The organism is Geomesophilobacter sediminis (assembly GCF_016458275.1).
GTDB classification, from domain to species: domain Bacteria; phylum Desulfobacterota; class Desulfuromonadia; order Geobacterales; family Geobacteraceae; genus Geomesophilobacter; species Geomesophilobacter sediminis.
Map to the genome: position 1 here is coordinate 341,335 of NZ_JAEMHM010000003.1, position 25,063 is coordinate 366,397.

General features: G+C 60.6%; 28 protein-coding genes. 11 read left to right on the plus strand and 17 right to left on the minus strand.

Annotation, left to right across the window (positions count from 1 at the left end; translation table 11 throughout):
• Nucleotides 1-22 precede the first annotated feature (22 nt).
• From JFN93_RS04875 to JFN93_RS04885, 3 genes are all read left to right on the plus strand, one after another.
• Nucleotides 23-886 (plus strand): COX15/CtaA family protein, encoded by an 864-nt coding sequence (locus JFN93_RS04875; protein ID WP_199382872.1) that lies wholly within the window; start codon nucleotides 23-25, stop codon nucleotides 884-886.
• Nucleotides 883-1,791, plus strand: a complete 909-nt coding sequence (locus tag JFN93_RS04880; RefSeq protein WP_199382873.1) for a protoheme IX farnesyltransferase — start codon at nucleotides 883-885, stop codon at nucleotides 1,789-1,791. The genes JFN93_RS04875 and JFN93_RS04880 overlap by 4 nt, the downstream gene beginning before the upstream one ends.
• 216 nt (nucleotides 1,792-2,007) lie before the next feature.
• On the plus strand, nucleotides 2,008-2,193 hold the full coding sequence (locus JFN93_RS04885) for a hypothetical protein (RefSeq protein WP_199382874.1): 186 nt from the start codon (nucleotides 2,008-2,010) through the stop codon (nucleotides 2,191-2,193).
• Between the two features lie 22 nt (nucleotides 2,194-2,215).
• Here JFN93_RS04885 and JFN93_RS04890 read toward each other — a convergent pair whose 3' ends face one another.
• From JFN93_RS04890 to JFN93_RS04900, 3 genes are all read right to left on the minus strand, one after another.
• Entirely contained in the window at nucleotides 2,216-2,608 is a 393-nt protein-coding gene (locus JFN93_RS04890) for a pyridoxamine 5'-phosphate oxidase family protein (RefSeq protein WP_199382875.1), read from the minus strand.
• 51 nt (nucleotides 2,609-2,659) lie between these two features.
• The gene (locus JFN93_RS04895; RefSeq protein WP_199382876.1) at nucleotides 2,660-2,845 is read right to left on the minus strand and encodes a ferredoxin; all 186 of its coding nucleotides are present in this window, start codon (nucleotides 2,843-2,845) and stop codon (nucleotides 2,660-2,662) included.
• 110 nt (nucleotides 2,846-2,955) lie between these two features.
• On the minus strand, nucleotides 2,956-3,474 hold the full coding sequence (locus tag JFN93_RS04900) for a putative molybdenum carrier protein (protein ID WP_199382877.1): 519 nt from the start codon (nucleotides 3,472-3,474) through the stop codon (nucleotides 2,956-2,958).
• A gap of 294 nt (nucleotides 3,475-3,768) precedes the next feature.
• Between JFN93_RS04900 and JFN93_RS04905 the strand changes: the two genes are divergently transcribed.
• A complete protein-coding gene (locus JFN93_RS04905; protein WP_199382878.1) occupies nucleotides 3,769-4,302 on the plus strand; it encodes a DUF4870 family protein in 534 nt (177 codons plus the stop codon).
• A 1-nt stretch (nucleotide 4,303) separates the two neighbouring features.
• Here the strand turns inward: JFN93_RS04905 and JFN93_RS04910 are convergent, their stop codons facing one another.
• The 4 genes from JFN93_RS04910 to JFN93_RS04925 form a co-directional block, all read right to left on the minus strand.
• Complete coding sequence (locus JFN93_RS04910) at nucleotides 4,304-4,714, minus strand: hypothetical protein (RefSeq protein WP_199382879.1); 411 nt, start codon at nucleotides 4,712-4,714, stop codon at nucleotides 4,304-4,306.
• A gap of 15 nt (nucleotides 4,715-4,729) precedes the next feature.
• Entirely contained in the window at nucleotides 4,730-5,125 is a 396-nt protein-coding gene (locus tag JFN93_RS04915; RefSeq protein WP_199382880.1) for a hypothetical protein, read from the minus strand.
• Nucleotides 5,126-5,397: 272 nt separating this feature from the next.
• Nucleotides 5,398-6,117, minus strand: a complete 720-nt coding sequence (locus tag JFN93_RS04920; protein ID WP_199382881.1) for a phosphatase PAP2 family protein — start codon at nucleotides 6,115-6,117, stop codon at nucleotides 5,398-5,400.
• 45 nt (nucleotides 6,118-6,162) lie between these two features.
• Nucleotides 6,163-6,444, minus strand: a complete 282-nt coding sequence (locus JFN93_RS04925; protein ID WP_199382882.1) for a hypothetical protein — start codon at nucleotides 6,442-6,444, stop codon at nucleotides 6,163-6,165.
• Between the two features lie 401 nt (nucleotides 6,445-6,845).
• Between JFN93_RS04925 and JFN93_RS04930 the strand changes: the two genes are divergently transcribed.
• The gene (locus JFN93_RS04930; RefSeq protein WP_328753624.1) at nucleotides 6,846-8,000 is read left to right on the plus strand and encodes a hypothetical protein; all 1,155 of its coding nucleotides are present in this window, start codon (nucleotides 6,846-6,848) and stop codon (nucleotides 7,998-8,000) included.
• On the opposite strand, the gene JFN93_RS04935 is transcribed toward JFN93_RS04930, so the two are convergent.
• The 4 genes from JFN93_RS04935 to JFN93_RS04950 form a co-directional block, all read right to left on the minus strand.
• Nucleotides 7,997-9,244 (minus strand): MFS transporter, encoded by a 1,248-nt coding sequence (locus JFN93_RS04935; RefSeq protein ID WP_328753625.1) that lies wholly within the window; start codon nucleotides 9,242-9,244, stop codon nucleotides 7,997-7,999. The two genes, JFN93_RS04930 and JFN93_RS04935, sit on opposite strands and share 4 nt — an antisense overlap.
• Complete coding sequence (locus JFN93_RS04940; RefSeq protein ID WP_199382883.1) at nucleotides 9,241-10,392, minus strand: cysteine desulfurase family protein; 1,152 nt, start codon at nucleotides 10,390-10,392, stop codon at nucleotides 9,241-9,243. Before JFN93_RS04940 ends, JFN93_RS04935 begins: the two co-directional genes overlap by 4 nt.
• Nucleotides 10,393-10,763: 371 nt before the next feature.
• A complete protein-coding gene (locus tag JFN93_RS04945; protein WP_199382884.1) occupies nucleotides 10,764-12,089 on the minus strand; it encodes a diaminopimelate decarboxylase in 1,326 nt (441 codons plus the stop codon).
• Nucleotides 12,090-12,540: 451 nt separating this feature from the next.
• Nucleotides 12,541-13,392, minus strand: a complete 852-nt coding sequence (locus JFN93_RS04950) for an alpha/beta fold hydrolase (RefSeq protein ID WP_199382885.1) — start codon at nucleotides 13,390-13,392, stop codon at nucleotides 12,541-12,543.
• Between the two features lie 201 nt (nucleotides 13,393-13,593).
• Here JFN93_RS04950 and JFN93_RS04955 point away from each other — a divergent pair, with 201 nt between their 5' ends.
• Complete coding sequence (locus tag JFN93_RS04955) at nucleotides 13,594-13,950, plus strand: putative Ig domain-containing protein (RefSeq protein WP_199382886.1); 357 nt, start codon at nucleotides 13,594-13,596, stop codon at nucleotides 13,948-13,950.
• A 90-nt stretch (nucleotides 13,951-14,040) separates the two neighbouring features.
• Here JFN93_RS04955 and JFN93_RS04960 read toward each other — a convergent pair whose 3' ends face one another.
• From JFN93_RS04960 to JFN93_RS04970, 4 genes are all read right to left on the minus strand, one after another.
• Nucleotides 14,041-14,487 carry a DUF2383 domain-containing protein gene (locus tag JFN93_RS04960; protein WP_199382887.1) on the minus strand — a complete coding sequence of 149 codons (447 nt, stop codon included), beginning with the start codon at nucleotides 14,485-14,487 and terminating at the stop codon, nucleotides 14,041-14,043.
• 98 nt (nucleotides 14,488-14,585) lie between these two features.
• Nucleotides 14,586-14,720 carry a hypothetical protein gene (locus tag JFN93_RS25725; RefSeq protein WP_268898780.1) on the minus strand — a complete coding sequence of 45 codons (135 nt, stop codon included), beginning with the start codon at nucleotides 14,718-14,720 and terminating at the stop codon, nucleotides 14,586-14,588.
• Between the two features lie 57 nt (nucleotides 14,721-14,777).
• Entirely contained in the window at nucleotides 14,778-15,773 is a 996-nt protein-coding gene (locus tag JFN93_RS04965; protein WP_199382888.1) for a tetratricopeptide repeat protein, read from the minus strand.
• 180 nt (nucleotides 15,774-15,953) lie between these two features.
• The gene (locus JFN93_RS04970; RefSeq protein WP_199382889.1) at nucleotides 15,954-17,387 is read right to left on the minus strand and encodes an SPOR domain-containing protein; all 1,434 of its coding nucleotides are present in this window, start codon (nucleotides 17,385-17,387) and stop codon (nucleotides 15,954-15,956) included.
• A 455-nt stretch (nucleotides 17,388-17,842) separates the two neighbouring features.
• On the opposite strand from JFN93_RS04970, the gene JFN93_RS04975 reads away from it, so the two are divergent.
• On the plus strand, nucleotides 17,843-18,733 hold the full coding sequence (locus JFN93_RS04975) for a LysR family transcriptional regulator (RefSeq protein ID WP_199382890.1): 891 nt from the start codon (nucleotides 17,843-17,845) through the stop codon (nucleotides 18,731-18,733).
• A gap of 92 nt (nucleotides 18,734-18,825) precedes the next feature.
• Here JFN93_RS04975 and aroD read toward each other — a convergent pair whose 3' ends face one another.
• Nucleotides 18,826-19,572 carry a type I 3-dehydroquinate dehydratase gene (aroD, locus tag JFN93_RS04980; protein ID WP_199382891.1) on the minus strand — a complete coding sequence of 249 codons (747 nt, stop codon included), beginning with the start codon at nucleotides 19,570-19,572 and terminating at the stop codon, nucleotides 18,826-18,828.
• A 466-nt stretch (nucleotides 19,573-20,038) separates the two neighbouring features.
• Between aroD and JFN93_RS04985 the strand changes: the two genes are divergently transcribed.
• Both JFN93_RS04985 and JFN93_RS04990 read left to right on the plus strand, forming a co-directional pair.
• Nucleotides 20,039-20,398: a hypothetical protein gene (locus JFN93_RS04985; protein WP_199382892.1), complete on the plus strand. Its 360-nt coding sequence runs from the start codon at nucleotides 20,039-20,041 to the stop codon at nucleotides 20,396-20,398.
• A 919-nt stretch (nucleotides 20,399-21,317) separates the two neighbouring features.
• Nucleotides 21,318-21,806, plus strand: a complete 489-nt coding sequence (locus tag JFN93_RS04990) for a hypothetical protein (RefSeq protein ID WP_199382893.1) — start codon at nucleotides 21,318-21,320, stop codon at nucleotides 21,804-21,806.
• On the opposite strand, the gene JFN93_RS04995 is transcribed toward JFN93_RS04990, so the two are convergent.
• Complete coding sequence (locus tag JFN93_RS04995) at nucleotides 21,803-22,474, minus strand: metallophosphoesterase family protein (RefSeq protein WP_199382894.1); 672 nt, start codon at nucleotides 22,472-22,474, stop codon at nucleotides 21,803-21,805. The two genes, JFN93_RS04990 and JFN93_RS04995, sit on opposite strands and share 4 nt — an antisense overlap.
• A gap of 155 nt (nucleotides 22,475-22,629) precedes the next feature.
• On the opposite strand from JFN93_RS04995, the gene JFN93_RS05000 reads away from it, so the two are divergent.
• Both JFN93_RS05000 and hcp read left to right on the plus strand, forming a co-directional pair.
• The gene (locus JFN93_RS05000; protein ID WP_199382895.1) at nucleotides 22,630-22,902 is read left to right on the plus strand and encodes a hypothetical protein; all 273 of its coding nucleotides are present in this window, start codon (nucleotides 22,630-22,632) and stop codon (nucleotides 22,900-22,902) included.
• A gap of 426 nt (nucleotides 22,903-23,328) precedes the next feature.
• Complete coding sequence (gene hcp, locus JFN93_RS05005) at nucleotides 23,329-24,963, plus strand: hydroxylamine reductase (protein ID WP_328753627.1); 1,635 nt, start codon at nucleotides 23,329-23,331, stop codon at nucleotides 24,961-24,963.
• Nucleotides 24,964-25,063: the final 100 nt, after the last annotated feature.

The following is a 25,063-nucleotide window of genomic DNA, read 5'->3' on the forward strand; positions in this document are numbered from 1 at the left end:
GGAGCGCTGACGGAGGTATATCATGGTCGGTCGAATCACCGCGTTTCTGTTTTTCGTGCTTCTTGTCTGGGGGAACCTCGTGGCGGGTATGAAAGCGGGGCTCGCCTGTCCGGACTGGCCCCTGTGCCGGGGCGAGCTCCTGCCCCCCCTGCATCTGGACGTCTGGATGGAATTTCTGCACCGCGTCATTGCGGCGCTGGCATCGGTTTCCCTGTTCGTTTTGGCGGGGCAGAGATGGAAGGCCTACCGGGGGTGGTCCAAGGCGATTCCCCTGGCGGCGATACTGCTTCTGGTGGGTCAGATCGTGATCGGCGGGGTCGTGGTCCTGCTGGGGCTCCCGGTCCAGTTGACCACGGTGCACTTCATGGTGGCGCTGGGGATCTTCGTCCTGGTCCTCTACATGGTTCAGTGCGACGGCGTCCTCCAACCGCCGGTCTTTGGCTTTTCCGGCTATTCGGGGCTTCTGTTCAGCATGGTTTTGCTCATGTTCTCCCAGGCGTCTTTGGGGGCCTATCTGCGCCATTCCGGCTCGGCGATGGCCTGTACCGGATTCCTGGCCTGCCAGGGGAGCTGGATCCCCGATGTCTGGGACCTCGCCATCGCCATCAATTACGGACACCGGTTGATCGCGCTGGCCCTGCTCTCCACCGCCGCCATCCTCTTCGCCTTTTCGCTTTTGGATCGGGACCTCAGCTTCGGGATCGTCCGCGGCTTCGCCCTCCTTTTTTTGGTCGCACTGCAACTGATGGTCGGTGCCGCGGTGGTGAAATCGGGCTTCCAGTTTTCCCTCACCGCGGTCCACCTGGCCATTGCGCTCCTCAGCATCTGGCTCGGGCTGCGCCTGTGGCTGAGACAGGTAAACAATCCGGAAGGGATCCAGAAATGATCGGGCGTGGCGCGGGAGTTGCAGCGGCAAAGCCACCTGCGGCAACCGAAATCTGCCGTGCGCTCTACCGACTCGCCAAGCCCCGCATCGTGGCAGCCATCGCCCTTTCGGGTGCAACTGCCCTGACGGTTGCCGCCCAGCGTCCCCCCCATTTTTCCAAACTCCTCCCCTGCCTGCTCGCCCTTCTGTGCACCGGAGCCGCCTCCGCCATGATCAACTGCGTCGTCGAAGCCGATCGGGACCTCAAGATGGGGCGGCTGGCGCAAAGAAACGAGGCCCTAGCCGTTGCCGGGCCCCGCCTGATCCTGGGGGTAGCGGCTGCGCTGTTGACCGCCGGGGTGGCGATCGCGGCCGGCTTTCTCGGTCCTGCCCCGACCCTCCTTCTTTGTGGCGGTGTTTTCGGGTACACGGTGTGCTACACCCTGTTTTTGAAGCCGCAGACCCCGTGGGCCGCGGTGCTGGGAGGTTTGCCCGGAGCCTTCCCGGTGCTCGTGGGAGGAAGCGCGTCCGGCAATCCTCCGGGCCTCGGCGTTCTCATCCTCTTTCTCATCCTCATGCTGTGGCAGCCCCCCCATTTCTGGCTGCTCGCCCTCAGCCATCGAAACGATTACCACGCCGCCCTGCTTCCAGTCCTCCCGATCGCACGCAGCATCGATGCCACCCGCCGCGCCATCCTCACCTGGGTGGCGCTCCTGACCGGGGCAACGCTTCTTCTGCCGGCCACCGGGTACGCCTCGGCCTGCTACGGCACCATGGCGCTCGTCGCCGGCGCTTCCTTCTGGGGCTGCTGCTACTGGTCCTTGCTCGGGAAAGGTCCGCTCCGTTTTGCCTTCCGCTGTTCCGTCATGTACCTGCTTATCCTCTTTGCGGCCATCATCGTCGACATCTGTTTCATCCCCCGGTAACTCCAGAACCAGAGATACAAAGGTTATAGACACACCAAGGCAGCCGGCATCTGAACCCGGCCAAGAAGGTGCTCCCCCTTTGCCAGTACCGATCCGAGGAAACAGAGACTGGAGCAACGCGCCCCATGTTATTATGGGAAGAGAAAGTCAGGAAGGATGGTGTAGGAGGAATCGGAGCCGCGGTGCGCACCGTCCAATGAGGAAAGGAGGTAACCGATGAAGTTCTACGATGCAAAGGAAGAAAGCGATCTGAATCGCGTGGAGGCGATCCTCCAAAAAGGGGGCATCGAATATACCGTAGCGCCAGCGACTGAGGCGAAAAACTCGCAAGAAATCTGTGTAGCTGAGGAGGATGTGCCGTTTGCCGAAGAGCTTTTGCTCAAGGCAACGATCACCGGGTAACGGCACCGTCGGGGCGCGGGACCTAGCCGAGCGGCTGGTCCGTGTGTGCCCCGGCGGTAAATTCCATGACACATTCCACGAGGACGGTCATTCTGGTCTCGACCTGCGGCATTCCCGGCGGTTCGTCGGGAAGAAAGCCGTCCATCATCGCGGTCTCCTCGACCGTCTCCACCCGCCCCACGAATTGAAATCCCTGTCCGGAAGCCGGATCGGCAACCGCCACCGCAACGATCGGGTTGACGCTCACGTTGCGCAGCGTGGTGGGACAGAACCAAGCCTCGAAGCGCAGGCGCTGCAGGTCCGGGACCGATACCGCTTCGGCCGCGGCAAGGTGGGGCATGCCATCGGCACCCGAGGAAGCCACAAAGGCATGATGCACGGTCTCCACCATCTTTTTCATGCTTTCGGTCAGCACGTCCCCTCCCGCACGCTCTGCGTGGCGCGTTCCGATCGGCCCGGCTCCCTCCTACTGCCAGTGGATGCAGTTCACCGGGCAGCTGTCCATCGCTTCCTGGATTTTTTCCTCCGGCGCCCCCTGCGGATCGAAGCACTCGGCGAAGCCGTCGTCTCCCATCCGGAAAACCTCGGGAACCATGTTGGCGCAGAGCTCGCAGCTGATACAGACACTCTTGTCGACGTAAGGTGTTGCCATGTCATCCCCCTTTTCGGTCCGGAGACCGTTGGTAAGTTGTCCCTTGGACTATCATTAGATAACCCCAAGGCAAAAAACATCTCCCCTTTTTATCACCCAAGCCCCATTAGTCAAGGCGCGCCAGGGTCACCGGGGTTACCACCGGAGTCCGAGGCGCGGTCGCACTCCAGTTGGAAAAGTCGGCGCAGGTACCGGAAGGCAGCGTCGTAGATACCGCCGGGACACTTCGACTCCCGCGGCCCGGCGACGTTAAGGACGGAGATGCGGTTGCCCCTAAGCCATTCGGCGACCCGGGCCGGGTCGAGGACCGGATCCTGGTCCAGTTGCACGATCAGGCAGGGTCTGCCGTGCTGCCTGGCGTAGTCGTGGGTGAGCTTGGTACCCTCGGTAAGCTCACCCTGGTTCAGGATCAGCGTCCCATCCGATTCGACGACGTTCTTTTCCGTCCTGGTGCAGTAGTAATCGGAGCTCAGCTCGATGAGAGGGTAGCGAGCCGGTACCGTCCCGTCTTCCGCCTTCCTTCCGCAGGGGCAGTACCCGCCGATAGGCATCCCCAGTTCCAGTGCTGCGTCCAGCCCCGCCCGGTCCACTCCGGTCTGTCCCCCGGACACCACCCTTGCCAGCCCCATGCAATCCCTCCCTTATCAGTAGCGTCGGTTGAATGTACCCCGGCGCGGGCCGATTTCAACGCTCGGTCCTGGTCCCTACCCTCTTAGGTATTGGCTACCGGCAGTGAAAAAGGGCGGAGCCCCCTGAGAAATTCCAAAAGAGATTTTCGGAGGGACCATGGGTATGCATCGGGAATCCCGGATATGCCGCCGCACCGCCGGAAAAGCCTTCAGGCGGTTGCATCGCAAGGGGAAGGATCTAGACTCGGAAGGTTCCTGCGGGTAGAACCGGAGCGCCCGCGGAAAGGAGGCTCCATGGAAGGGATGGTGCTCGGCTCTGCGGCGGAGCAAGGGGTGATCAGGGGCACAGACGGGAATCGCTACCGCTTCGACCGGCCGGAGTGGAAATCCTCGATCGCTCCTGCAGCAGGGCAAAAGGTCGACTTTGTGGCCGACGAGGGACACGCACGGGAGATTTACCTGATCGCCGATGCCGGACCAGACGGACCGGGAAAAAACGCCGCGGGGACGGTCTTCCGAACTCCGGGAAAGACCGTCCCCGCGGTCATCTACACCTGCTATCTCGCGTCGCTTTTGTACGGGATCACGCTGTTCGTTGGCGTCATCATCGCCTACGTGTACCGGCGCGATGCCGAGGGAACCTGGTACGGAAGCCACTACGGCTACCAGATCGCGATCTTTTGGAAGGCACTGATCGGCTTCGTCCTCGGCTTCGCCACCATCTTCTTCGGCGTCGGCGCGGTGATCCTGCTACTGACGTACCTCTGGGTGATCTTCAAGACCGTCCAGGGCTGGCGCCAGCTCACCGAGGGGAGTGCGATCTCCTGACTCAGTTGGAGTCGGGCCAGGGCATCTTGTCGTTAACGATATTGCGGGCCCACTCGTTGTCCGGGTTCCACCCCCGGATCCCTTTGCGCTTCACAAACCGGGCGTGCAGATCGGAGGCCGGCAGGTCGTATCCCTGCGGGACCGGGGCCCGGATGACAAAGTAAACCTCCAAAACGGCATCCCCCTCCTTGAGGTTATTTCCCGGGTCGGCAGCCCGAGCCACCTGCAGTTTCCCCGTCTTCACCCCGAGGTTGTTCCTGCTCATCACCACCAGAACGTTCTGATGCCTGCCGGCGCGTATGTTTTCAAGGATGGCGTGCAGCCTTGCCTCATCCACGGTAACCGCCGCAAAAGCCACTCCGGTGCAATACGAAGCCAGGACGATGACCGCAACCACTACGATGCTTCTCACTAATTCCCTCCCCTTTCAATTCCCGGCCGGCAAACCGGCCTTACGGGCAGAGCGCATGGCCCCGCTCCAAAACGGTGACATAACATTGCGCAGCGGCGGGATCTGGTAGTCGCTGTCACTGTTGAGGTATTTCCGCAGCTCCTCGACCACGTTCGCGCTGAGCAGGGTCAGCTTTTCCACCTCCGCCAGGTCGTGACTCGTGTTGCAAACCTCCTCCACCTGCCGGTAGAGGGCCTCAAATTCCGCCTCGCTCGCGGCGTTCCCCTTAACCTGTTGGAGAACCTCGTCGAGAAGCAGAAGCCTTTTGGCACGGATCAACTGCACCTCGACCGTCAACTCCTGGATCGGTTGCATGTCGGAATTCTTCAACAGTTTTAGAGACTTCGTAAGAAGATCGTATTGCTTTAGCATGTAAATCCTCCGCACAAGTCCAGCCTTGAGACCCATTTACATAACAAGAAACGTGCCAGGGTTCCCGCCCCGAAGAAGGCCCGGTATTACTGGAACAACCCCGGGGAACCACGTCAGATACCGAGCGCAGCCTGTCCATTTTGTTACAGCGGCTGCCCCGAAGACACCCGTAACAGACACGGTTACGGGTGGTTATGCGCCAAATCGTAACAATTTGGACATGTCCATTTTGTTACAGTCTATTTATCCTTGCTAATACTTCCGATGTGACACTAAGAGAAGTGGTGTTCCATAACAGCAACGAAAATGGTCGCGGCAAAGACTGCGGTGTCGCGGACCCATCCGAAACTGTCGGCGATCTGGAAGGTATAGAAGAAGGAACAGGCATAGAACAGCTGAGGCCGGGACTTCATCCAGCCGAGCAAGCGCCCGCACAGGAGCACCCGCACCCGGGGAATCAGGACCAGGCTGCCGATCCCGAACCCGAGCAACCCGCCGGCCAGTATGTCGGTTGGGTAGTGAATGCCGAGGTAGACCCGGGGGAGGCAGATGACGATGAATACATAGACCAGGGCAAGGATGCCGGTTCTACGGGAGACCGCGAAAATTCCCGCTGCCAGGGTGAAAAAGAGGGCCGCGTGATCGCTCGGGAAAGAGTTCCAATCGATGAGGTTATCGGGGTCCATGGTGAAGGCAGGAATGGTATGCAGCTCCTCGGTATGCAGCGGCCGGAGGCGGAACGGGATCAGGTAACTGATCAACCGGGACACCAGCAGGGAAAACGGCGCCAGAAGCGAAGCGGCGGCGAGCTTCTCGCGGTTGGCATCCTGGTTTTCCCCCGGGGTAAACCATGCCCACCACATCAGCAGGGCGACCATGCCGCTTTTCTGGAATTGATCAGCGGTGAGCCAGGTCGTGACGGCATCGAAACTCCAGGAGTGGCGCGCAAAACCGTTAATAAAATGGATGATGGAGCTGTCGAAGTAGTTCATCTGCTACCTCGCTGAGGATCCCCTAGAGGGAAGATTGGACCCCTCCTACCCAAACTCGCCAATGGTAACCCATCCCCGGTTCTTGTACAGGGACACTTCGCGGTCACAGTCATCCTTGGTAGGGAGCGGAATTCCGTTGAATTCGAGGAAATAGCACTCCTGCTTGAAATCACAGGTTATCGAGTGGGGCGTCTGAGCTTCCTTCCAGACGGGGTCCTCGACCAGCATTCCGGGCGTGGGAATGACGTTGGTATGGATCTCCTTGCGCATCATCTCGTGATATCCCGCGGTTTGGGTAAAAATATTAACCCCCAGTACAACCCTCATCAGCCACCTCTCCTTCCTATGTGTTCCCGAATACCGGCAGAAATTGCCGGATTGCCCCTCCTTATCATTTTGCATGCCAAGATCACAAAAAAAGGTCAAGACACGTAGTTTCAGCCAGTTACCCGACCTTGCGGACGGAACCTTCCCCCCTAACGCGACATGGGCAACTGTTCATTTTGTTACAGCAGCCACCATAGACAGTTGATTTCACAGGACAAATTCGCACCTGTAACAAAATGGACAGTCCATTCTTTTACAGCAGATCCGCAGGGAGCCGGCAAGATCCGGAGGGACGCACGACATGGTAAAATCAGCTCTTATTTTTCTGAGCTTCCGAACCAGGGGAACTGGACAGATACGCGCCACGGCGGACTTGGCTGCCGGCGCCACAGGAGGAGTACGTGAACGCATCGACAACCACCGTTCAACGGCTGATGCTTGAGTTCGCCGCACTCACCGGTCTCGAACCAGCCGGCGAGGTCAGGCGCTACCTCTGGACCGATGCCTTTGCCGTCTGCAATTTTCTGGAACTGTTCCGGGTTACCGCGAACCCGTTCTTCCTGGAGGAAGCGCTCCGTCTGGTCGACCAGGTCCATCAGACCCTGGGACGCCACCGCGACGATGACACGCGCACCGGCTGGATCAGCGGCCTAAAGGACGAGGAAGCGGAGCGGCACCCGACCCGGGGCGGCCTGAGGATCGGGAAGGAACTGAGCGAGCGGCGGGGGGACGAGCGACCGGACGAACGAAAGGAATGGGACCGGGACGGTCAATACTACCATTACCTGACCAAGTGGATGCACGCCCTGCGTCGGGTCGCCGCAGCGACCGGGGACGAAAGATACACCCGCTGGGGAGTGGAACTGGCCGAGACGGTGCATGCGCGATTCTGCTACGACCCGGAGTGGGGCGGGGCCAGACGGATTTACTGGAAGATGAGCATCGATCTTAGCCGTCCCCTGGTGCCGTCCATGGGGATGCATGACCCCTTGGATGGACTGGTCAGCTATTGCGAGCTCCAGGAGGCGGCCCGCAGCTACGGGCTCGACCTCCTCAAGCCGGAGGCCGCCGAACTGGTGGCGATCTGCCGGGGACAGCGCTGGGAGACCGACGACCCGTTGGGCATCGGCGGGCTGCTCTGGGACGCGGGGCGGATCATTCAGCTGATGATCAAGGGAGCATTTCCGGAACCGGGCTTCCTGGATCGGGTCCTGCAGGCGGCAATTGCCGGGCTGGAGATGTTCGAGGAAGCCGGGATGCTGCGCCACCCCGCAGTCTTTCGCCTACCCTTCCGGGAGCTGGGGCTGGGGATCGGGCTGAAGGGGCTCCCGGCGCTGCTCGATAGGACCGCGGAGCATCCGGACCTCTTCGACCGCAACGGTTTGGTGGCGGCGCGTCTGAACGCGCTTTTGGGTTTCCTGCCGATGGCGGAGAGGATCGATGACTTCTGGATGGACGGCACCAATTCCCGGGCCAGGACCTGGAGCGACCATCGTGAGATCAACATGGTGATGCTCGCCACCAGCCTCGCTCCGGAAACCTTCCTGCTGGTCTAGGTCGCGGTCCGCTCTTCGCTTTGCAAGGTATTGCGGCTGGCCAGCTGCGGAAACCAGATCCTCCAGAGAAAGACGACCACCAGCGTGCCGATGCCGCCCAGGACCGCAGCGGGAACCGTCCCGAACCAGGAAGCGGTGAGACCGGACTCGAATTCGCCAAGCTGGTTGGAAGCGCCGATGAATACCGAGTTCACCGCACTGACCCGCCCGCGCATCTCATCAGGAGTTTCCAGCTGAACCAGGGAAGATCGGATCACCACGCTCAGCATGTCGGCCATCCCCAGCAGGGCCAGCGCGAAAAAGGAAAGGGTCATGGACCTGGAGAGGGCAAAGACGATAGTGGCCAGGCCGAAGACGCCGACGGCGCCAAACATGATTGACCCGACCCGGCGGCGCAGCGGCCGGCGGGCAAGGTACAGGGACGCGATGAAGGCCCCCAGGGCCGGTGCCGCCCGGAGCAGACCGAGGCCCCGCGGGGTGGCATGGAGGATGTCGCGGGCGTAGATCGGCAGCAGCGCGGTCACCCCACCAAGCAGGACCGCGAACAGATCAAACGAGATCGCCCCGAGCAGGACCGGCCGGCTCCGGATGAAGTGGATCCCGGCGAAGATGGTGTCGAGGCTGGGACGTTCCCGCCGGGCCGTCACCGTCTTCAGCCGCATCCGTCGCACGGCGACGGAGGAAAAGAAAAAAAGCACCGCCGCGGTCAGATAGACGGCGACCGGTCCCAGAAGGTAGAGAAAGCCCCCGAGCATCGGCCCGGCAATCACCGCTCCCTGCATGACCGAACCGCTCAGCGCCAGCGCCGAGGGAAGATCGTCGGGATCGACGATCGATGGGACCAGCGTCTGCAGCGTCGCGTACTCAAAGGAACGGGCGGTTCCCAAGAGGAAAATGAAGAGAAAAATAAGCTCCGGGCTCACCCAGCCGGCAAGGCAGCTGCCGGCAAGCCCCACCATCGCCACCCCCTCCACCCCTTGGGCCAGGGACACCAGCCGACGCCGGTCATACCGGTCCGCAGCATGCCCTACCACCAGTACCAGGAGCAGCGCGGGGAGAAACTGCACCAGCCCGACCAGCCCGAGACTTAGCGCGCTCCGGGTGACCTCATAAACGTGCCACCCCACCGCAACCCCAACCATCTGGTACGAGACGACCGAACAACCGCGGGAGGCAAGAAACCAGCGCAGCGAACGGTTGTGCCGGTGGGTTCCCCCTTTTTGGTGATCCGCCGCTCCGCTCACCGGCACGCTCCGCGGTCGCCGCCCGCTTCGCACCGCAGCGACTCGACCAATCCGGGCAGGATATCGAGCACCGTGTCGACGTCGGCCCCGGTGCTGAAGCGTCCCAGCGAAAAACGGAGATGGGCTTCCTGGGTGCAGCCATCCGCCGCTGCGCTTTTCAGCGCGCCCGAACTGCACGCCGAGCCGGAAGAAACGGCAATGCCGAGCCGATCCAGCGCGCCGACTAGCGAGTCACTCGGCAGGCCGGAGAAGGTAAGGCTCAAGGTATTGCCAAGGCGCCGGGTCGGGTGCCCGTTGCGGCGCACCCCGGAAATCGCTTCCAGGATCCCCCGCTCCAACCGGTCCCGCAACTCCCGGACCCGGGCCGCCTCCGCGGCACCGGAGCCCAGGGCAATGGCACTGGCCTGCCCCAGCGCGACGATCCCGGCGACGTTTTCGGTCCCGGACCGGCGGTTTTTCTCCTGCCCGCCCCCATGGAGCAAGGGTTGCAGCCGAATCCCCTGGCGCACCACCAGGGCTCCCACCCCTTTGGGGGCGTAGAGCTTGTGCCCGGAGAGGGAAACCAGTCCCGCCTGCAGCTCCCGGCAGTCCACCGCTATCTTCCCCACCGCCTGAACCGCATCGCAATGCAGATACACGCCGTGCCGCGCCGCAATCTCCCCCACCGCACCAACCGGGAAAATGGTGCCGGTCTCGTTATTGGCCAGCATCACCGAAATCAGGATGGTTTCCGGCGTGATCGTCTTTTCCAGATCGGCGGGGTCGAACATCCCCTCGTCATCGACCTCCAGGCAGGTCACCCGGTACCCGGCCTTTTCCAGGTGCAGGGCCGGATAGAGCACCGAAGGATGCTCCGCCTTGGTCGTGATGATATGGTTTCCCTTCCGAGCCAGGGCTGCGGCCACCCCCTTGATGGCGGCGTTATTCGATTCGGTCGCGCAGGAGGTGAAAACCACCTCCGACGGCGCACAGTGCAACAGTGCTGCCACCTGCTCCCGCGCCAGGTCCACCGCCTGTTGGGCCCGTCTTCCTGTGGCATGGCTGCTGGACGGGTTGCCGAACCCTTCCCGGTAGAAGGGAAGCATTGCTTCGAGCACCTCGGGGAGAACCGGGGTGGTGGCGTTGTAATCGAGGTAGATCTCGCTCATCTTGCTTAGCTCCAGCTGAATCGGGACAACGTAACCGGGGAAGACATTTTTACGTGGAAGCGCCTTTCCAGGCGATTAACCGCAACCGTTGCCACCGCCTTCGGCGGATCGCGCCCGAAAAGGCGCTTCCACAGGGCAGGCAGCTACCTTGCCTGATCGAAAGACCTTTTCATCCAAAGAGAGGAAACCGCGACCAGAATGTCGCTGCTACAGGAAGATCGTACGCCCCGGCGTAAAGAGGTCCCAACCTCCCCCCCCTCGAAGGCGACCCAGCCTCCCGCCCCGCAGTCGAAGCCCAAAAGAGAAAGTCCCCGGCGTGCGGCACGCCGAGGACCTTCCGGTAATACAGCATCGTCGGTCGATGCCTTTTTTTAGTACGCGGAAGCCTGGTCCCTGAGGCTGCGCTCGCCGAACGGTTTCTCCTGGTAGGCCTTGGTCGAATCGAGCAGGATTTCGTTTTGGACGATCTGCTCCAGGGTCTGCGGCTTGCGGATCAGATGCAGATTGCCGTCCTCGCCCATGAGCACCTCGGCCACCTGGATGTGGGAGTTGTAGTTGTGCGGGCTCATGCTGGCGCAGTAGGCGCCGGCGCCGCCGATCACGACGAAGTCGCCGAAGGCCGGCTCGGCGAGCAGGCGCGGGATGATGTTGCCGTCCGAGTCGAGGCTCTGGGAATCGCCGCTTTCGCAGCAGCGCCCCACCACCACCCTCAGATCGTCTTCCGGGTGCAGGTGTCCGAGTTCCCCCTCGGCGGAAAGGAGCTCGCCGTTTTGGGCGACGACGTACAAGGGATGCCGGGAGCCGTAGAGCAGCGGCCGGGTGTTGAGTTCCATCCCGCCGTTGAGCACGAGGAACTCGAACCCTTCCGGACCGGTCCGCTTCAGGTCGATGATTTCGGTGATGATGTAGCCGGAGTTGGCGACGATATAGGTCCCCGGCTCAACCTCCATGATCAGCTTGCGCCCGGTTTCCTCGTAGAACTCCTGGATGCGCTGCTTCGCGTAATTGCCGAGTTCCTTTAGGTCGGCAGCCACTTCGTCCGGCATCCGAGCCTCTTTGAGGCCGCCGCCGAAGCTGACCCGCTCGGCATCCGGGAAATACTCGCGCACGAAGCCGAGCTCGCGGTCGATGTTCTCCCGCCACTTGGCCGGATCGCCCCCCGAGCCGATGTGGACGTGCACCGCGTCGAAGATGATCCCTTTCGTTTTGGCGAATTCGAGTGCCTGCGGCAGGTCGGAGAGATGCACGCCGAAACAGGAGTAGTGGTCCCCGGTGTTGCGCGAGGCGGACTCGCCGGAACCGACGCCGGGATGAACCCTGATGCAAAGGCGGGTGCCGTTGGCAACCGCAAAGTCAGCGACGAGCTCCAGCTGACGGACCGAGCAGACGTTGTATTTCATACCGAGCCGCATCAGCTCTTCGAGGGCAACGCGGTCGGAGCCGACGGGGACCTCCTGGGTGGTCAGCATGATCTTGGGCGGGTCGATTCCGGCCAGCCGGGCGCGGCGTGCTTCGTTGAGCGAGCTGGCGTCGATTCCAAAGCCGTGTTTGACGATCTCCCTCAGGATGGTGGCGTTGGAGTTGGCCTTCATGGCATACCTGGGCTCGATGCCGAAGGCGTTCGGCATCGCCAGGACCTCCTGGCACTTGCGGTGGATGATCGAACCGTCGTACAGGTAGCACGGAGTTCTGCCCATTTTGGCTGCCGCAACGATTACCTCCGGGGTTACCGTCCCCGTTCCAAATACGGTGAGAGATTTGTCCTTACCAAGCATTCAAAAAGCCTCCATATACGAATAAATAAACGCGGGGCGCACCGGGGAATGCCGCTCCCCTCTCCTTTCAGCGAGTGTCCAAGCTGCCGCACCGGGAAAGGTTCCCTCCGTGCCGGCGTTCCCGGTTCCCGCCGCGCCGGCGCTTCACCGAGTAAAGTGGCTTAGCATAAAACAGAGCGCGAAAATGATCAAGACCGGAAAGCGGAATCGCAGAAATTTTCTGTGGTTGGGGAAGCTCACCGCGAAAGGGCGCCGAGGTAGCCGAGGGGAAAAAACGGGCCACATCCCTCTGGGGCGAGGTCGGGGGAGCGAACGGGAGGAACTGAAGGTAAAGCAGGCAGTCCGCAACCGGTTGGTCCCGGCAATGAATCAGCTAGGAGAGCCCGCCGATGAATTGATCGATGACCCGAAACGTCTCTTCGGGCCTTTCTTCCATGGGGTTATGCCCGCAGGCCTCCAGAACCACCAGCCGGGAGTCGGGCAGGACGGCGTCGAGGCGCTCTCCCTGGGACAGGGGGACGATCCGGTCGTGCCTTCCCCAGAGCAGGAGCACCGGGAGCCGCAAGGATGGATAGGCCGAGGCGATCTGATCCGGAGCGGGAGGAACGAGTTGGCGGCAGGTTTCCACCAGGGCGCGTTTCGCGTCGCGGTCGCGGTAACACGGGGCATACCGGGCGATGTGTTCCCGGTCCACCAGACGCTGGTCATAGTAGGCCGCCCTGAGCCCGATCTTGATCCAGGCGTCGGGTGCATAAAGCGCCACGAAAAGCTTCGCCGCCAGGGAGGACTGAAAGATCTCCGCCATCAGGGGGAGCCGTTGGATGAACCCCGGTCCGGCCATTACCACGATAGCGCCAAGCAAACCAGGTTGCCCGGCGCGCTGCGCTTCAATCGCCGCCATGAGCACGATTGCCCCCCCCATGGAATGGCCGACCAAAGCGGCGCCGCGCAGCGACGCGTGCTCCAGAAACTCCAGGACCCGAACCGCATGGGCCGGTATCGAGTAGTCGGCGTTGGCCGGCTTGGAGGACTCGCCGGAGCCGAGCAGATCGAGCAGGTAGACCGTATAACGATCCTCGGGAAACAGCGGCAGGAGATCGGTCCAGCACTCGGAGCGGGAGGCGAGCCCGTGAATCAGGACGAGTTTGAGGGGGCCGGTGCCGTGAACCTGGTACCGGAGAATTTCGCTCTTGGAGATGGCGTAACTGCGAGGCGCGGAAAACATGGACTGGATTGTAACAAAGGCGCGGCAGAAACTCCCATTTTTTATGTCAGCGAAAGCTGGGGCATGAACGTTGGTAAAAAGATGGGGCCGGAACCGGGGGACAGTCTGGCGCCGAGAGCGCACCGGGAGCCTTGTTGTACAAAACCTGCGACCGGATAAGATTGTGGGGTTTTTTATGTCAGAACCTCAGGAGGGAACATCATGACGCGGCTGCTCATCTCCTTCTTGGTATGTGCTTTCCTCACCGGGTGCGGCGACATCGTCTGGTTCCCAGACAACGCGGGCACGACCACCACCCTGACCATCAGCACGACATCGCTCCCCAATGCCACCAACAACACGGCCTACAACCAATCGCTTGCCGCCACCGGCGGCACCACGCCGTACACCTGGACGGTCACCAGCGGATCTCCTCCCTCCGGGATCACCCTGAGTACCGCCGGGGTTCTCTCCGGCACCCCCACCACAACCGGCACCAGCACTTTCACCGTCCAGGTCACCGACTCCTCGAATCCTGCCCTGACGGCAACGCAGAGTCTTTCCATCCAGGTGGTGTGACGACACAGGACCGGCGCTCGGCCCTCCGGTAAAACAAAAAGGGAGTGACAGCCGACGCTGCCACTCCCTTTTTCATGGGGCGGGAACGACCTAGAGTTCCCGGCGCGGGGTGTCCAGGATCTCCTGGATGTAGGATAGATGCCGCTGCTCGTCGGACAGGTTGACGGTGATGATCGACTTGATCTCCTGGGGAAAGTCGAGTTCATGGGCCTCGGCATATTTCTTATTGGTCTGTTTCTCATTGGTTTGCATGGCAAGGAGCGCCCCTTCGGTGCCGGTTATGCTTCTCAGGGCGGTCAAGCCTTCCTGCAGGTACCCCTTCAGGTCGGGGGTCGTCTTCACCGGACGTCCGTCGAGCCGCTGCACCTGCACGGTGAGGGTCTGGATGTGTTGCCGGTGGTCCTCCTGGAACTCGGTGAGTTTGGTGCGGATGTCGTCGTACTTCACGTTCCTGATGGCGTGATCGTATGCCACCACCGCGTCCGCATCCAACTGAATCAAGTCGTTGAGCCTGTCGATGATTTCTTGCCGGTCCATACCCCCCCCTTTTTGCGGTCGCGCGGCCACTCCGGTATTGGTTTTTTTTAACCAGAGCATAGTGTAGACGGACCGGAAGGTCGCGCAACAGGTGGCGGTCAAAGTTCCTGCTTGGGAGGGGAAAGAAGCCAGTAGTAGATCCGGGGATCGCGGTAGGCCGAGGTTGCGGTACCGGCGTGGTCCAGCCCCTCATCGGTGTAGACCTGATTGCAGTTGCGCCGGGGCGGACGCAAAAAAAGCTCACAAGTTGCCTCGTGAGCTTTTTCAATACGTAAGTGGTGCGTGGGAAATTACCCCCGCGCGCTCGTCGCCTCTTCGGCCCGGATCAACTCGACGTTCCAGAACCTGAGGGTGGTGTGCCACTCGGACCGGTTCAGCGCCTGCAGGCTTTCCAGCATGGCGCGTGCCTCACCCAGACGCCCCTGTTCGAGGTTCGCCTTGATGATGTTGTTCCCTACTTCCAGGCCGTGGACCGCAGGATCGACATTGGGGGTAACCAGGCGAGCCATCTGGTCGACCAGACCGGCCGCACCAAGGTCGGCGCTTACCTGGAGCAGCAGCTGCACCGGCGCCGGTTTCGTCACGGCATCGATCGCCTCCTGGTACAGGGCCTCGGCGCCGGCAACATCGTTCGCCTCCAAGGCGGCCCGGGCCAGCGCCAGTTGCGCCTTCCAGCTCCCCGGGAGCCCGGCGATGCGACGGAAGGCGTCGACAGCCCCCTCATCCCCGGCGCGATGGCGCTGGATGGCAACATACCAGTTGATCGAGTTGTCGTTATTGGGATCTGCTTCGAGGGCGTTCCAAAGCGTGGATTCAGCCCGCTCATCATCGCCCTGGCGGCTGTACAGCTTGGCGAGGTTGGCCAGAATGATCGGATGGGGCCCGTGTTGTGCCGTGAACTCGTTGAAGAGTATTTCAGCCTCGTCCAGACGTTCCGTCTCCATGTAAAAGATGCCGAGGGTGACCGCGCTGCGGGTGGGAATCGGGTCGATCTTGCGGAGATGTTCGGCAAAGGGGAGCACGTCGGCGGCAAATCCCTCCTGCAGGGCCGTGATCAGCGTGTTATAGAGCTGCTCCGGGTCGTCCACCTGGTTTTCGAGGTTGCGCATCAGGACTTCGCGCCACTGGGCCCTGGGGACGAGCCCTTCATTTCCCTCCGCGTCGAAGACCTTCATCATCGGCCCGTCATCGGTTGCCTCCGCAGCAGGAGCTGCCGCAACCGGCTGCTCAGCGACCGTTTCCGTTTCTTCCGATTTCCTGCCGAACAACTTGTCGAAAATCCCCATAACATCGCATCCTTTTTTCCATTGGAATCAACCGGCCGCTACGGCAGGCAAGCGGCGCCATCATGCCACAATATCGGCCGAAATGTAAGCCACAAAAGCGCTTCACCCCGCCGCCCGCTCCCTTCGAGCCGCGGCGTTGGAACCGAACCCCGGCCGCAAGCCCTACCACGGGAACGGATTCTATTGGGGGTCGTTTCCGCCGGGGGGGATGGCAACCACCGTCACGGCGATCCCCGCCTTTTGCAGTTCAGCGGCCTGGGCTTCGGCCGCCTCACGGGTCGGGAAACGACCGGTGGTAAGGATATGGGTGGGAACCGGAATCGTCTTTTTCTCCAAGCTCACCCTCAACCCGTGGCCGGAGAGTCTTTCCTGCTCCAGGAGCGCAAACTTTTCGTTGATGAAGGAGCCGCCGTAGAGATGAAAGGTCCCGCCGCGGTTGACAATGAAACCCTCCCCCTTGGCTTTCTGCAGCTTTTCCAACTCCTTGCGGGCCAAAGCGCGTTTAGGGAATTCACCCAGGTACAGCCGGATCATCGGCTCCATCTTCTTGGGCCCCGGCTTCACGACCGGCGTCATCCCGGCAGCCTTGACCCGATGCTCAGCTTTGGCCAGAGCCGACAACACCAGGTACTGGCCGACCTTCAGCGTGTAGGAAATGCCACCTGGGGCCGCCGTCACCGGCATGGGGGGAGCATCCAACGTTTTCCGGTGCGGTGCAGCCGTTTCCTGGGGAAGGGACGCGAGCTCCGCTTCCGGGCCTTTTTTTGCCGCCTGCTCGTCATGGTCGCCTGACGGAGGCGTCACCGGGGGCGGCGGAACGGGCGGGACGATTTCCGGCATATCATGCGGACCGACCGGTGGCGTCGCCGGCGGTTCAGCGCCGGGGATCGCCGGGGGCTCGGCCGAGGGTGTCGCGGGGGGAACGGCTGAAGGGACGGCCGGAGGAACCGACGGCACGGCAGGCGCTGCAGGTGGAGGAAGTGCCGGCGGGACGACCCGAGGAGTAGCGGGCACAGCGACTGCAACAGGAGGGGAAACCGGAGCCTTGGCGACGACAACCGGAGCCGATGATTCAGCAGGAACCGGCGTAGCAGCAGCCGGCACCGGAGTTGGAGGCGTCGCGACCGGCACGGCAGGGACCGGAGCAGGGACCGGAGCAGGGACCGGAGCAGGGACCGGAGCAGGGACCGGAGCAGGGACCGGAGCAGGGATCGGAGTTGGAACCGGAGCAGGGACCGGAGCAGGGATCGGAGTTGGAGCGGTAGCCGGGGCCGGGACCGGCGCAGCCACCACCGCGGGCGCGGCGGCGGCCGGTTTTCCTCCTGCGGGCTCCACAAGCGGCGCGGCGGGCGAGTTCCCCAGGGGGGCCGGGGCAGCGGGAGGCTCGATACCTGCCAGCGTCAGGAGCTTCGCATCGAGGTCAGCTACCGCCTCCGGATATTCCTTTACCAGAAGGGTCACCGCTGCCGCGGCTTTCTCCTCGCGCCAGGTAGCGGCATACACCTTCGACAACATCAGCAGGGCATCTTTACGATGCTTTGTTTTCGGAAACCTCTCCAGGACCCGTTCCAGCCAGGGAGCGGCAAAGTAATAGTCACCGTTGCTGTAGTGCATCCGGGCCTGCGCCCAAAGGGAATCTTCCTCTTGCTGTGCCGACGCGACCGCTGGCAGAAGGAAGAGCACCATGAGTGAAGCAAAGATTATCTGCCGGAATTTATTCAATGCTGATCCTAAGCATCCTGAATAAGATGAAGTATTAAGCGCGGAGAATGTACTTCCTCAATCGTCGCATTGTCAAGGGCTAATGTGGTAAACACTAATATTACCTGGGCAATTAACCAAAACGTCTCGGCAGGTTCTTCAGCTGCGCGTTTGCTTATGAGAGCACCGATGGTCCCAATGACAGAATTGAATGAAGTCTTGAACTGGAATCCATCGCAGTACTTGTACCGAAAGCCCCTCTGGCGTAGAATGCCGGGCCCGAGAGGCGACGCCACCTTCCTGAAAGAGGACCTGCCGCGCCCCTTCCCCAGAAACGATGTTCGACGACACCTTACCCGGAGCTTCCCATGGACCTGCGGCAGTTACGTTTTTTTCTGGAAATCGCCCGCTACAACAACTTCACCAAGGCCGCCGAACAGCTCCACGTAGCCCAGCCCGCGGTAAGCATGGCGATCAAGAAGTTGGAAGAGGAACTCGACCTGGTCCTCTTCAGCCGCCAGGAGAAGAAGATCGCCCTGACCGCTGAAGGGGAAATATTCCTGGCGCGGGCTCGGAAGATCCTGGACGAGGTGGCGGCAACCGAGGCCGAGATGGAGGAGTTGCGGGGGCTTGCCAAGGGGGAGGTCCGGGTCGGGATTCCGCCGATGATGGGGGCCTTCTTCTTTCCGCGCATCATCAGCGAGTTTTCGGAAAAATACCCGAACCTCCAACTTGCGGTCTACGGTGAGGGTGCGGCGAAGATCCAGAAGATGATCATCCAGGGGGAACTCGACATGGGAGTCATCGCCGGCGCCGGCTACCACGAGGCACTGGAAATGAAACGGTTTCTTCGGGAAGAGGTGGTGGTCTGCGTCCCCAAAGATCATCCGCTCAAGGACCGGAGCAGCATCACCTTTCGGGAGTTCGCCGGGGAAAAGCTTCTCTTCTACAAGGAGGGGTACTACCTGAGGGAAATGGTGCTGGATGTGTTGAAGGATTACGGGGTAAAGCCCAAGGTCGCCTTCGAATCGAATCTCTTTTCGTTGAACCGGTCGTTGGTTCAAAAGGGGATGGGGGTTTCGATCTTCCTGAAGATGGTCGTTGCGGACGATCCGGAGCTGAGGATCATTTCCTTCGACCCGCCGCTCTACCTGGACCTCATGATCGCCTGGAAACGACGCGGCTACCTGTCCCGGGCCAACCGCGCCTTTGCGGACTTTCTCCTGGCCCAGGCCCCATCGAATCAACCGGAGGATTGACCCTCCCCCGGCCTTGGAGCCGGTGCAACCGGCCGGCGTCCGGAGCAGGGTCGGCCGCGGGGAAAGACCCAGGTCGGCCAACGCCTCCTGGCCTACCGATACTTCTCCACGATCCGCAGGAGCTCCCGCAGGTCCTCGATCGGAACCTGCCCCGGTGCCGAACTCGCCTTCCCGACCGCGAAGGTCAGGGCGGAGCCGAAAAGCCCCCCCACCATTCGGGTCAGCGCGCCAAGTCCCCCCATCGACATGGTGACAACCGGAATCCGGCAGCGCTGACGCGCTTCGAGGGTGACCTTGAGAAGCGTAAGGACGTCATCGAGTCCTCGGGGCATCACCGCGACCTTGGCGACATCGAGCCCCTTCACTTCGGCTTCGTGCAGCTTTTCGAGCAGAAAGCCGGCCTCCGGGGTACGGTCGAAATTGTGGTAGGAACCGATGATCTTAGTGCCGGAGGCTCGGGCCGCCTCGCGCAGGTAGGCGACATCGGCGGCAGCGTTACTCAGTTCGCAGTCGACGTATTCAAAGGCGGTCCCGCAGCAGACGGCTGCGGTAAGTTCGATGGCCTGCCGCGCATCCAGGGGGATGGGTTCCCCTCCCTCGTGCGCGGATCGGATGGTGAAGATCATCGTGGTTTCGGGAGCCCTTCTTTTAAACGAAGCGGCCAGCGCCAGCACATCGTCGGTGACACCGATATTGGCATAGAAATCCGCGCGCCACTCCACCACATCAGGCCCCTTGGCGAGCACCACATCGAGCTCTTCCAGCACCTCGTCTCCGATGCGCCCCATGACCGGCGTGCAGATCAGCGCCTCGTTCCCTTCGCCTATACCCTTTCCCATCGACCGACTCCCTCTTCTGAATTTCGCGCGGCCATCTTGCCATTTTTCGCCGCCGCTTACAACCCACCTGTTCCGGGTAACTCAGAACCGACTCGTTTTGAATGGAAAGAAACGAACCATCTTGTGGTCCAACCAGCCCCTCCAGGCAAAAGTAACGCTTGGATTAAATAAAAATAGTCTTAACGACAACATATTAAACAAACCACATTTACTAACGACGTAAGAAAGTGTAACAAAATGGACATGTCCATATTGTTACAATTGACGCGGTAACTGTGTGTTTTTACATTGCTTCACTCACAGGTAAAAATTAAGGCCGTAACAAAATGGACAGTGCCGAAAATACCAGGCCGCAGCCAATTTGAGGCCAAGCTGCTGTTTTAGCGTCTTTTTTTAGCTTGGTAAATTTGGCATGAGTCTTGATTAACGAAGCATGTTGTCTCATCGACCGTCCCGAGGTGCGATCATGCTCAAGCAATATAATGTATTGACTAAATGTTTGACGGTTATTAACATCCCAATCCTGCCACACATTGAGAAACTCAGGCTGGAAATACAACTCATTCTTCTGAAACAACTGCTTCTTATGCAGCCGATTGAGTCGAAGATTCGGGGAGCAACGCATAGTGAGCTGGAGTTCGAAGACCTTCAGGCACGGATCGAAGATATCTGTACCTCTTTGTCCGAAGACATAGCCGATCGGCTTTCAGAGACGACGGTCCTGGTCAAGCGGATGACGGATGAATTGAAACTTCTTCTCGTGGCGGATGAAGAACCGATGGCGATCGAGAAAGCACCATCAGATCGACCAAGATTGTGGAAGTAACCGGAGCAGCTCATGGGTAATAAAACGCCGAGGGATCGATCCGGCACCTCGGCCCGGCAAAAAAACCCTCGCACAGACCACCCCACCCGCGATGCGGAAAAGCCCCGTCCCCAAACCGGCAGCATCGCTCAATTATGGACCGAACTGCAAGACCGTCTGAATTCCCGTCACGCCTCGGAGAAGAACAAGAAATAGCATCGCCCCTTCCAAGGCGATGACCTCGGTTCCCATTACCCCGCCTACAAACAGTCATTGCCCCCTTCCCCTATCGAGTACAGCCCATCCAGCCGCACCGTTTAACCGTAGTCCCCTCAATCCGCCCCGCCAGAACTCGTCCCGACCACCACAAGACACGGCCGGTTTACCGATTGGTCCGGCAGGTAAAAAACCGATCGTCCCAGAGCGGCAAACAACCTGATTCTTCTCCCGGGGAAAGCTTTCCACCGAGGGTGTGGATAACCGGGGATGGAGTGTGGAAACGACACCAAATTGTTATGTATCCTCCAGTACTTTCGCGTCTTGCACAACGATTAGGCACGAAACATAACTACCCGTTATTACGTGTCAATACTTAATTTCAGGTGTATACAAAGTACCGCGAGCACGAGCCGTGAAACATCTGTGTTACCGCGGCAACGAAGGTGGAAAACCGGGGCGGGAACCCCGGTAGATAATGACCGATGTCGCTGCCACACCACGGGGGTCGGTGAAATGACCGGAGCGTCTCACTATTGAAAAAGTATCCCCCTCCAATCAAGTAACCCAGGCGGGTAGCCGGCGCAAAATGTTTCAGGATATGACTCTTTCATTCTGCTTCACTTTACGGCCATGATGTTGCGGATCAAATTCACTCTGGTACTGTATTAGCTTGGTTTTCCCAGAAGCTTTGCTCCGGTTTCGCCAACCAAAGGAGACAGCAATGACTGAACACCAGGATTCCTTCAAGCTCTCATGTGATGAGGAGTCGGTACTGGAACTTTGCATAGAGGTAGAGGAGGCGTGCGCCGAACTCTACCGGTACTTTGAAAGAGTTTTTGATGACGATCGGGAACTGTCTGAACTGTGGGGAAGGACCGCCCGAGAGGAAGACGAACATGCCGAACAGTTCCGGGTGGCGGCGCGACTCAAAGGTGTGGGGGTGGAAGGGATCCGCAACGAGATCTATGCGGTGCAGGCGCTGCTGCAAACGGTCCAGGATTACCTGGAGCGCGACGATGCAGTCCCCTCGCCGGCCGATGCGCTTGCCTTTGCCCTCGAGGTAGAGGTGAGCTTGGCCGAGTTTCACATGGACTCGGTGCTCAATTTCAGCGACCATCACCTGGAACAGGTTTTTCTGACCCACCTCAAATGCGACAACACGCACGTCGCGCAGTTGCAGGAAGCCCTCCAGCGCTGGAAACAAAACTAGCCGGGACATTTCTGCAAAAACAGTTGCCCCGTCTCAAGCACTGCGGCGACCAGCCTGCCGCGTCGCACATTCCCACCGTTAAAGACACATCCGTTGTCCAGTTCGATATGCCAGGTACCGAGGCTGCTTCGGATTCTTTCCAGGTCCATCGGCGTGTGCCCCGTCACCAGGGTTCTCCCCCCCAGTTTCGTCAAGCTCCCGAAGGTTTCCCGCGCCCAGAGCATCGCCTCCGTGCCCTCTGCCCCAAAAGGGTCGTCCAGGGTGAGATCCAGACCGGCATGAACGAAAACATGGGTGCTGGTCATGGCAAATAATGGTAGCGACTCGATGAAACCGAGATGTTCCTCGGGAATTTGACCCGGGTCGGTGACGCCATAGCTCAACAAGGTAGCAATCCCGCCGTTGCTCAACCATAGGGACCGGTCCTCCCAGACAAGCGCATCCAGGAACATCTGCTCGTGATTTCCCCGCAACGGACGGATATCGTAGCCATCCCTGGAAAGCTGCAAAACGGTTTCGATAACCCCTTTGGGGTCGGGGCCCCGATCGAGGTAGTCCCCCAGAAGAAAGAGCGTGTCGGACCGGTTCAAGCCGAATTTCGAGAGCAGGCTGAGAAAGGCCTTGGAACAACCGTGGATGTCGGCTATGGCAATGGTTCTTTTTTGCATCGATGCACCCAGTAACCCTGTGATCTACCGCGTTGCTTCATTATAAACCGTTGGCAATCTCCACTAAAAGCACATTGACATGATGCGGGCCGCTAAAGTTACCCCGCAACCCGCCGATAACATAGGCAACAACGCTTGATTGAAGGAGTTTTGCCATGACAGATCTGGTCCGCGTCGCTGAGGGAGTCGCCATTCCGGTGGAAATGATGCACATTTGGGAGCGCCTCTCCGAGTTCGCCGTCGAGCAGGGCCCGGTATTTGAAACCGATTTCATACACCTCGGTTTGAACCTCCGCCCGATATTCAACCTCAACCACTCCATCGGAGGGGAACAGGCGATCTCGTTTGGGCAGGGGATCACGGCCCAGGTCCAGTTCATCCTGAGAAAAGACATCTACCGCGCCATGGTCGGTACCGTCGTCCACTGAGCCGGCGCCGGCCCGGCTTGTTCTTCCGGCGCCCTAAGGCTCTTTGCGCCCTGCCCGACCCCGAAGACTGCCCGCACCGCGGAAAAGCGGCCCCACCCTTGTGGGAGCGCCTTTCCAGGCGCGAATTACTCCTTTCTTTACCGCCTGCGGCGAATCGCGCCAGAAATGGCGCTCCCACCGTACGGCGACCCTCCCCATCCAAGTCTTCTCCCTCTCTGAAAGCCATCTCTCCTCCCGGAAATTCTCTTCTGACCAATAAGACCTTTGTGCATTTTTATGACCTAGGTCAAAGCCCGTGGTGCTGAATGCCGGTAAGGTAGCCCCATCGAACGAAGGCGGCCGCACCAGCCGCTTGTTGACCGATCAAACAAGAACAATCGAAAAGGTTCGGCATAACAACCAACAACGTCAGTCAAGGAGGAAGGAATGGAAAACATGTTTTGCTATCAGTGTGAGCAGGCGGCCAACGGAGGGTGCTCCAGAGTTGGCGTGTGTGGCAAACAGCCGGATGTGGCTGCGCTGCAGGACCAGCTGGTCTACGCGATGAAAGGGATCGCCTTCTGGGCCGACAAAGCCCGTGAGAAAGGCGCCAAAGATACCGCCATCGACCGCTTCATGCTTGACGGCCTCTTCACCACCGTGACCAACGTCGACTTCGACGCCGAAGCAATCGCAAAAATCGTCCGCGAGGCCGCCGCGATCCGCGACCAGGCTCAGGCCCTCTACGAAAAAGCCGCCGGCACCGCCTACACCGGCACCGTCCCGGAAGCGGCCAAGCCCTATGCCGCAGCCACCACTGCCGAACTGGTAGCCCTCGGCGCCCAGCACGGCGTGAAGGATCCTTCCATCGACCCGGACGTCAAATCGGTTCAGGAAATCCTGATCTACGGCATGAAAGGCTATGCCGCCTACGCCCACCACGCCCTGGTGATCGGCCTGGAAAACGACGAAATCTACGCCTTCACCCACAAGGCGCTCGCCGCCACCCTGAACAAGGAACTGGGCCTGATGGACTTCGTCGGCCTCTCCATGGAATGCGGCCGCATCAACCTGGTCACCATGGAACTTCTTAACAAGGCGAACACCGACAGCTTCGGCCACCCGGTTCCGACCCCGGTTCAGCTCGGCACCAAGGCGGGCAAGGCGATCCTGGTTTCCGGCCACGACCTGCGCATGCTGGAAGAACTCCTCAAGCAGACCGAAGGCACCGGCGTCAACATCTACACCCACGGCGAAATGCTGCCGGCCCACGGCTACCCGGGGCTCAAGAAATACGCCCACCTCGCCGGCAACTTCGGCGGCGCATGGCAGGACCAGGCGAAAGAATTCGCCAACTTCCCCGGCGCGATCATCTTCAACACCAACTGCATCCAGCGCCCGGCGGAAAGCTACAAAGACCGCCTCTTCACCTGGGGCCTCGTGCAGTGGCCGGATGTCGCCCACATCGACGGCTGGGATTTCTCAGCAGTGGTCGAGAAGGCCAAAGCCCTTCCCGGCTTCGAAGAGAACCCGGGCCAGGAAATCCTCACCGGCTTCGGGCACAACGCGGTCCTCGGCGTGGCCGACAAGGTCATCGACGCGGTCAAGGCCGGCCAGATCCGTCACTTCTTCCTGATCGGCGGCTGCGACGGCGCCAAAAGCGGTCGTAACTACTACACCGAGTTCGCCGAGCAGGTTCCGTCCGACTGCGTGATCCTTACCCTGGCCTGCGGCAAGTTCCGCTTCAACAAGCTCGACTTCGGCGACATCGGCGGGATCCCGCGCCTGCTCGACATCGGGCAGTGCAACGACGCCTACTCCGCAATCCAGATCGCGGTGGCCTTGGCCGGTGCCTTCAACTGCGGCGTGAACGATCTGCCGCTCTCCATGATCCTCTCCTGGTACGAGCAGAAAGCGGTCGCGATCCTGCTGACCCTGCTCCACCTCGGGATCAAGAACATCAAGCTCGGACCTTCTCTGCCGGCATTCATCACCCCGAACGTTCTCAACTTCCTGGTCGAGAACTTCAACATCGCCCCGATCGGCACCGCCGAAGGCGACCTCAAGCAGATCCTGGGGTAACCGAGCCCGGAACAATCCGGTAGCAACAACAAAAAGACGCGGTCCCCAAACAGGGGCCGCGTCTTTTTGTAATGAACTCCCCTCCCCTGGCAGGAGGGGG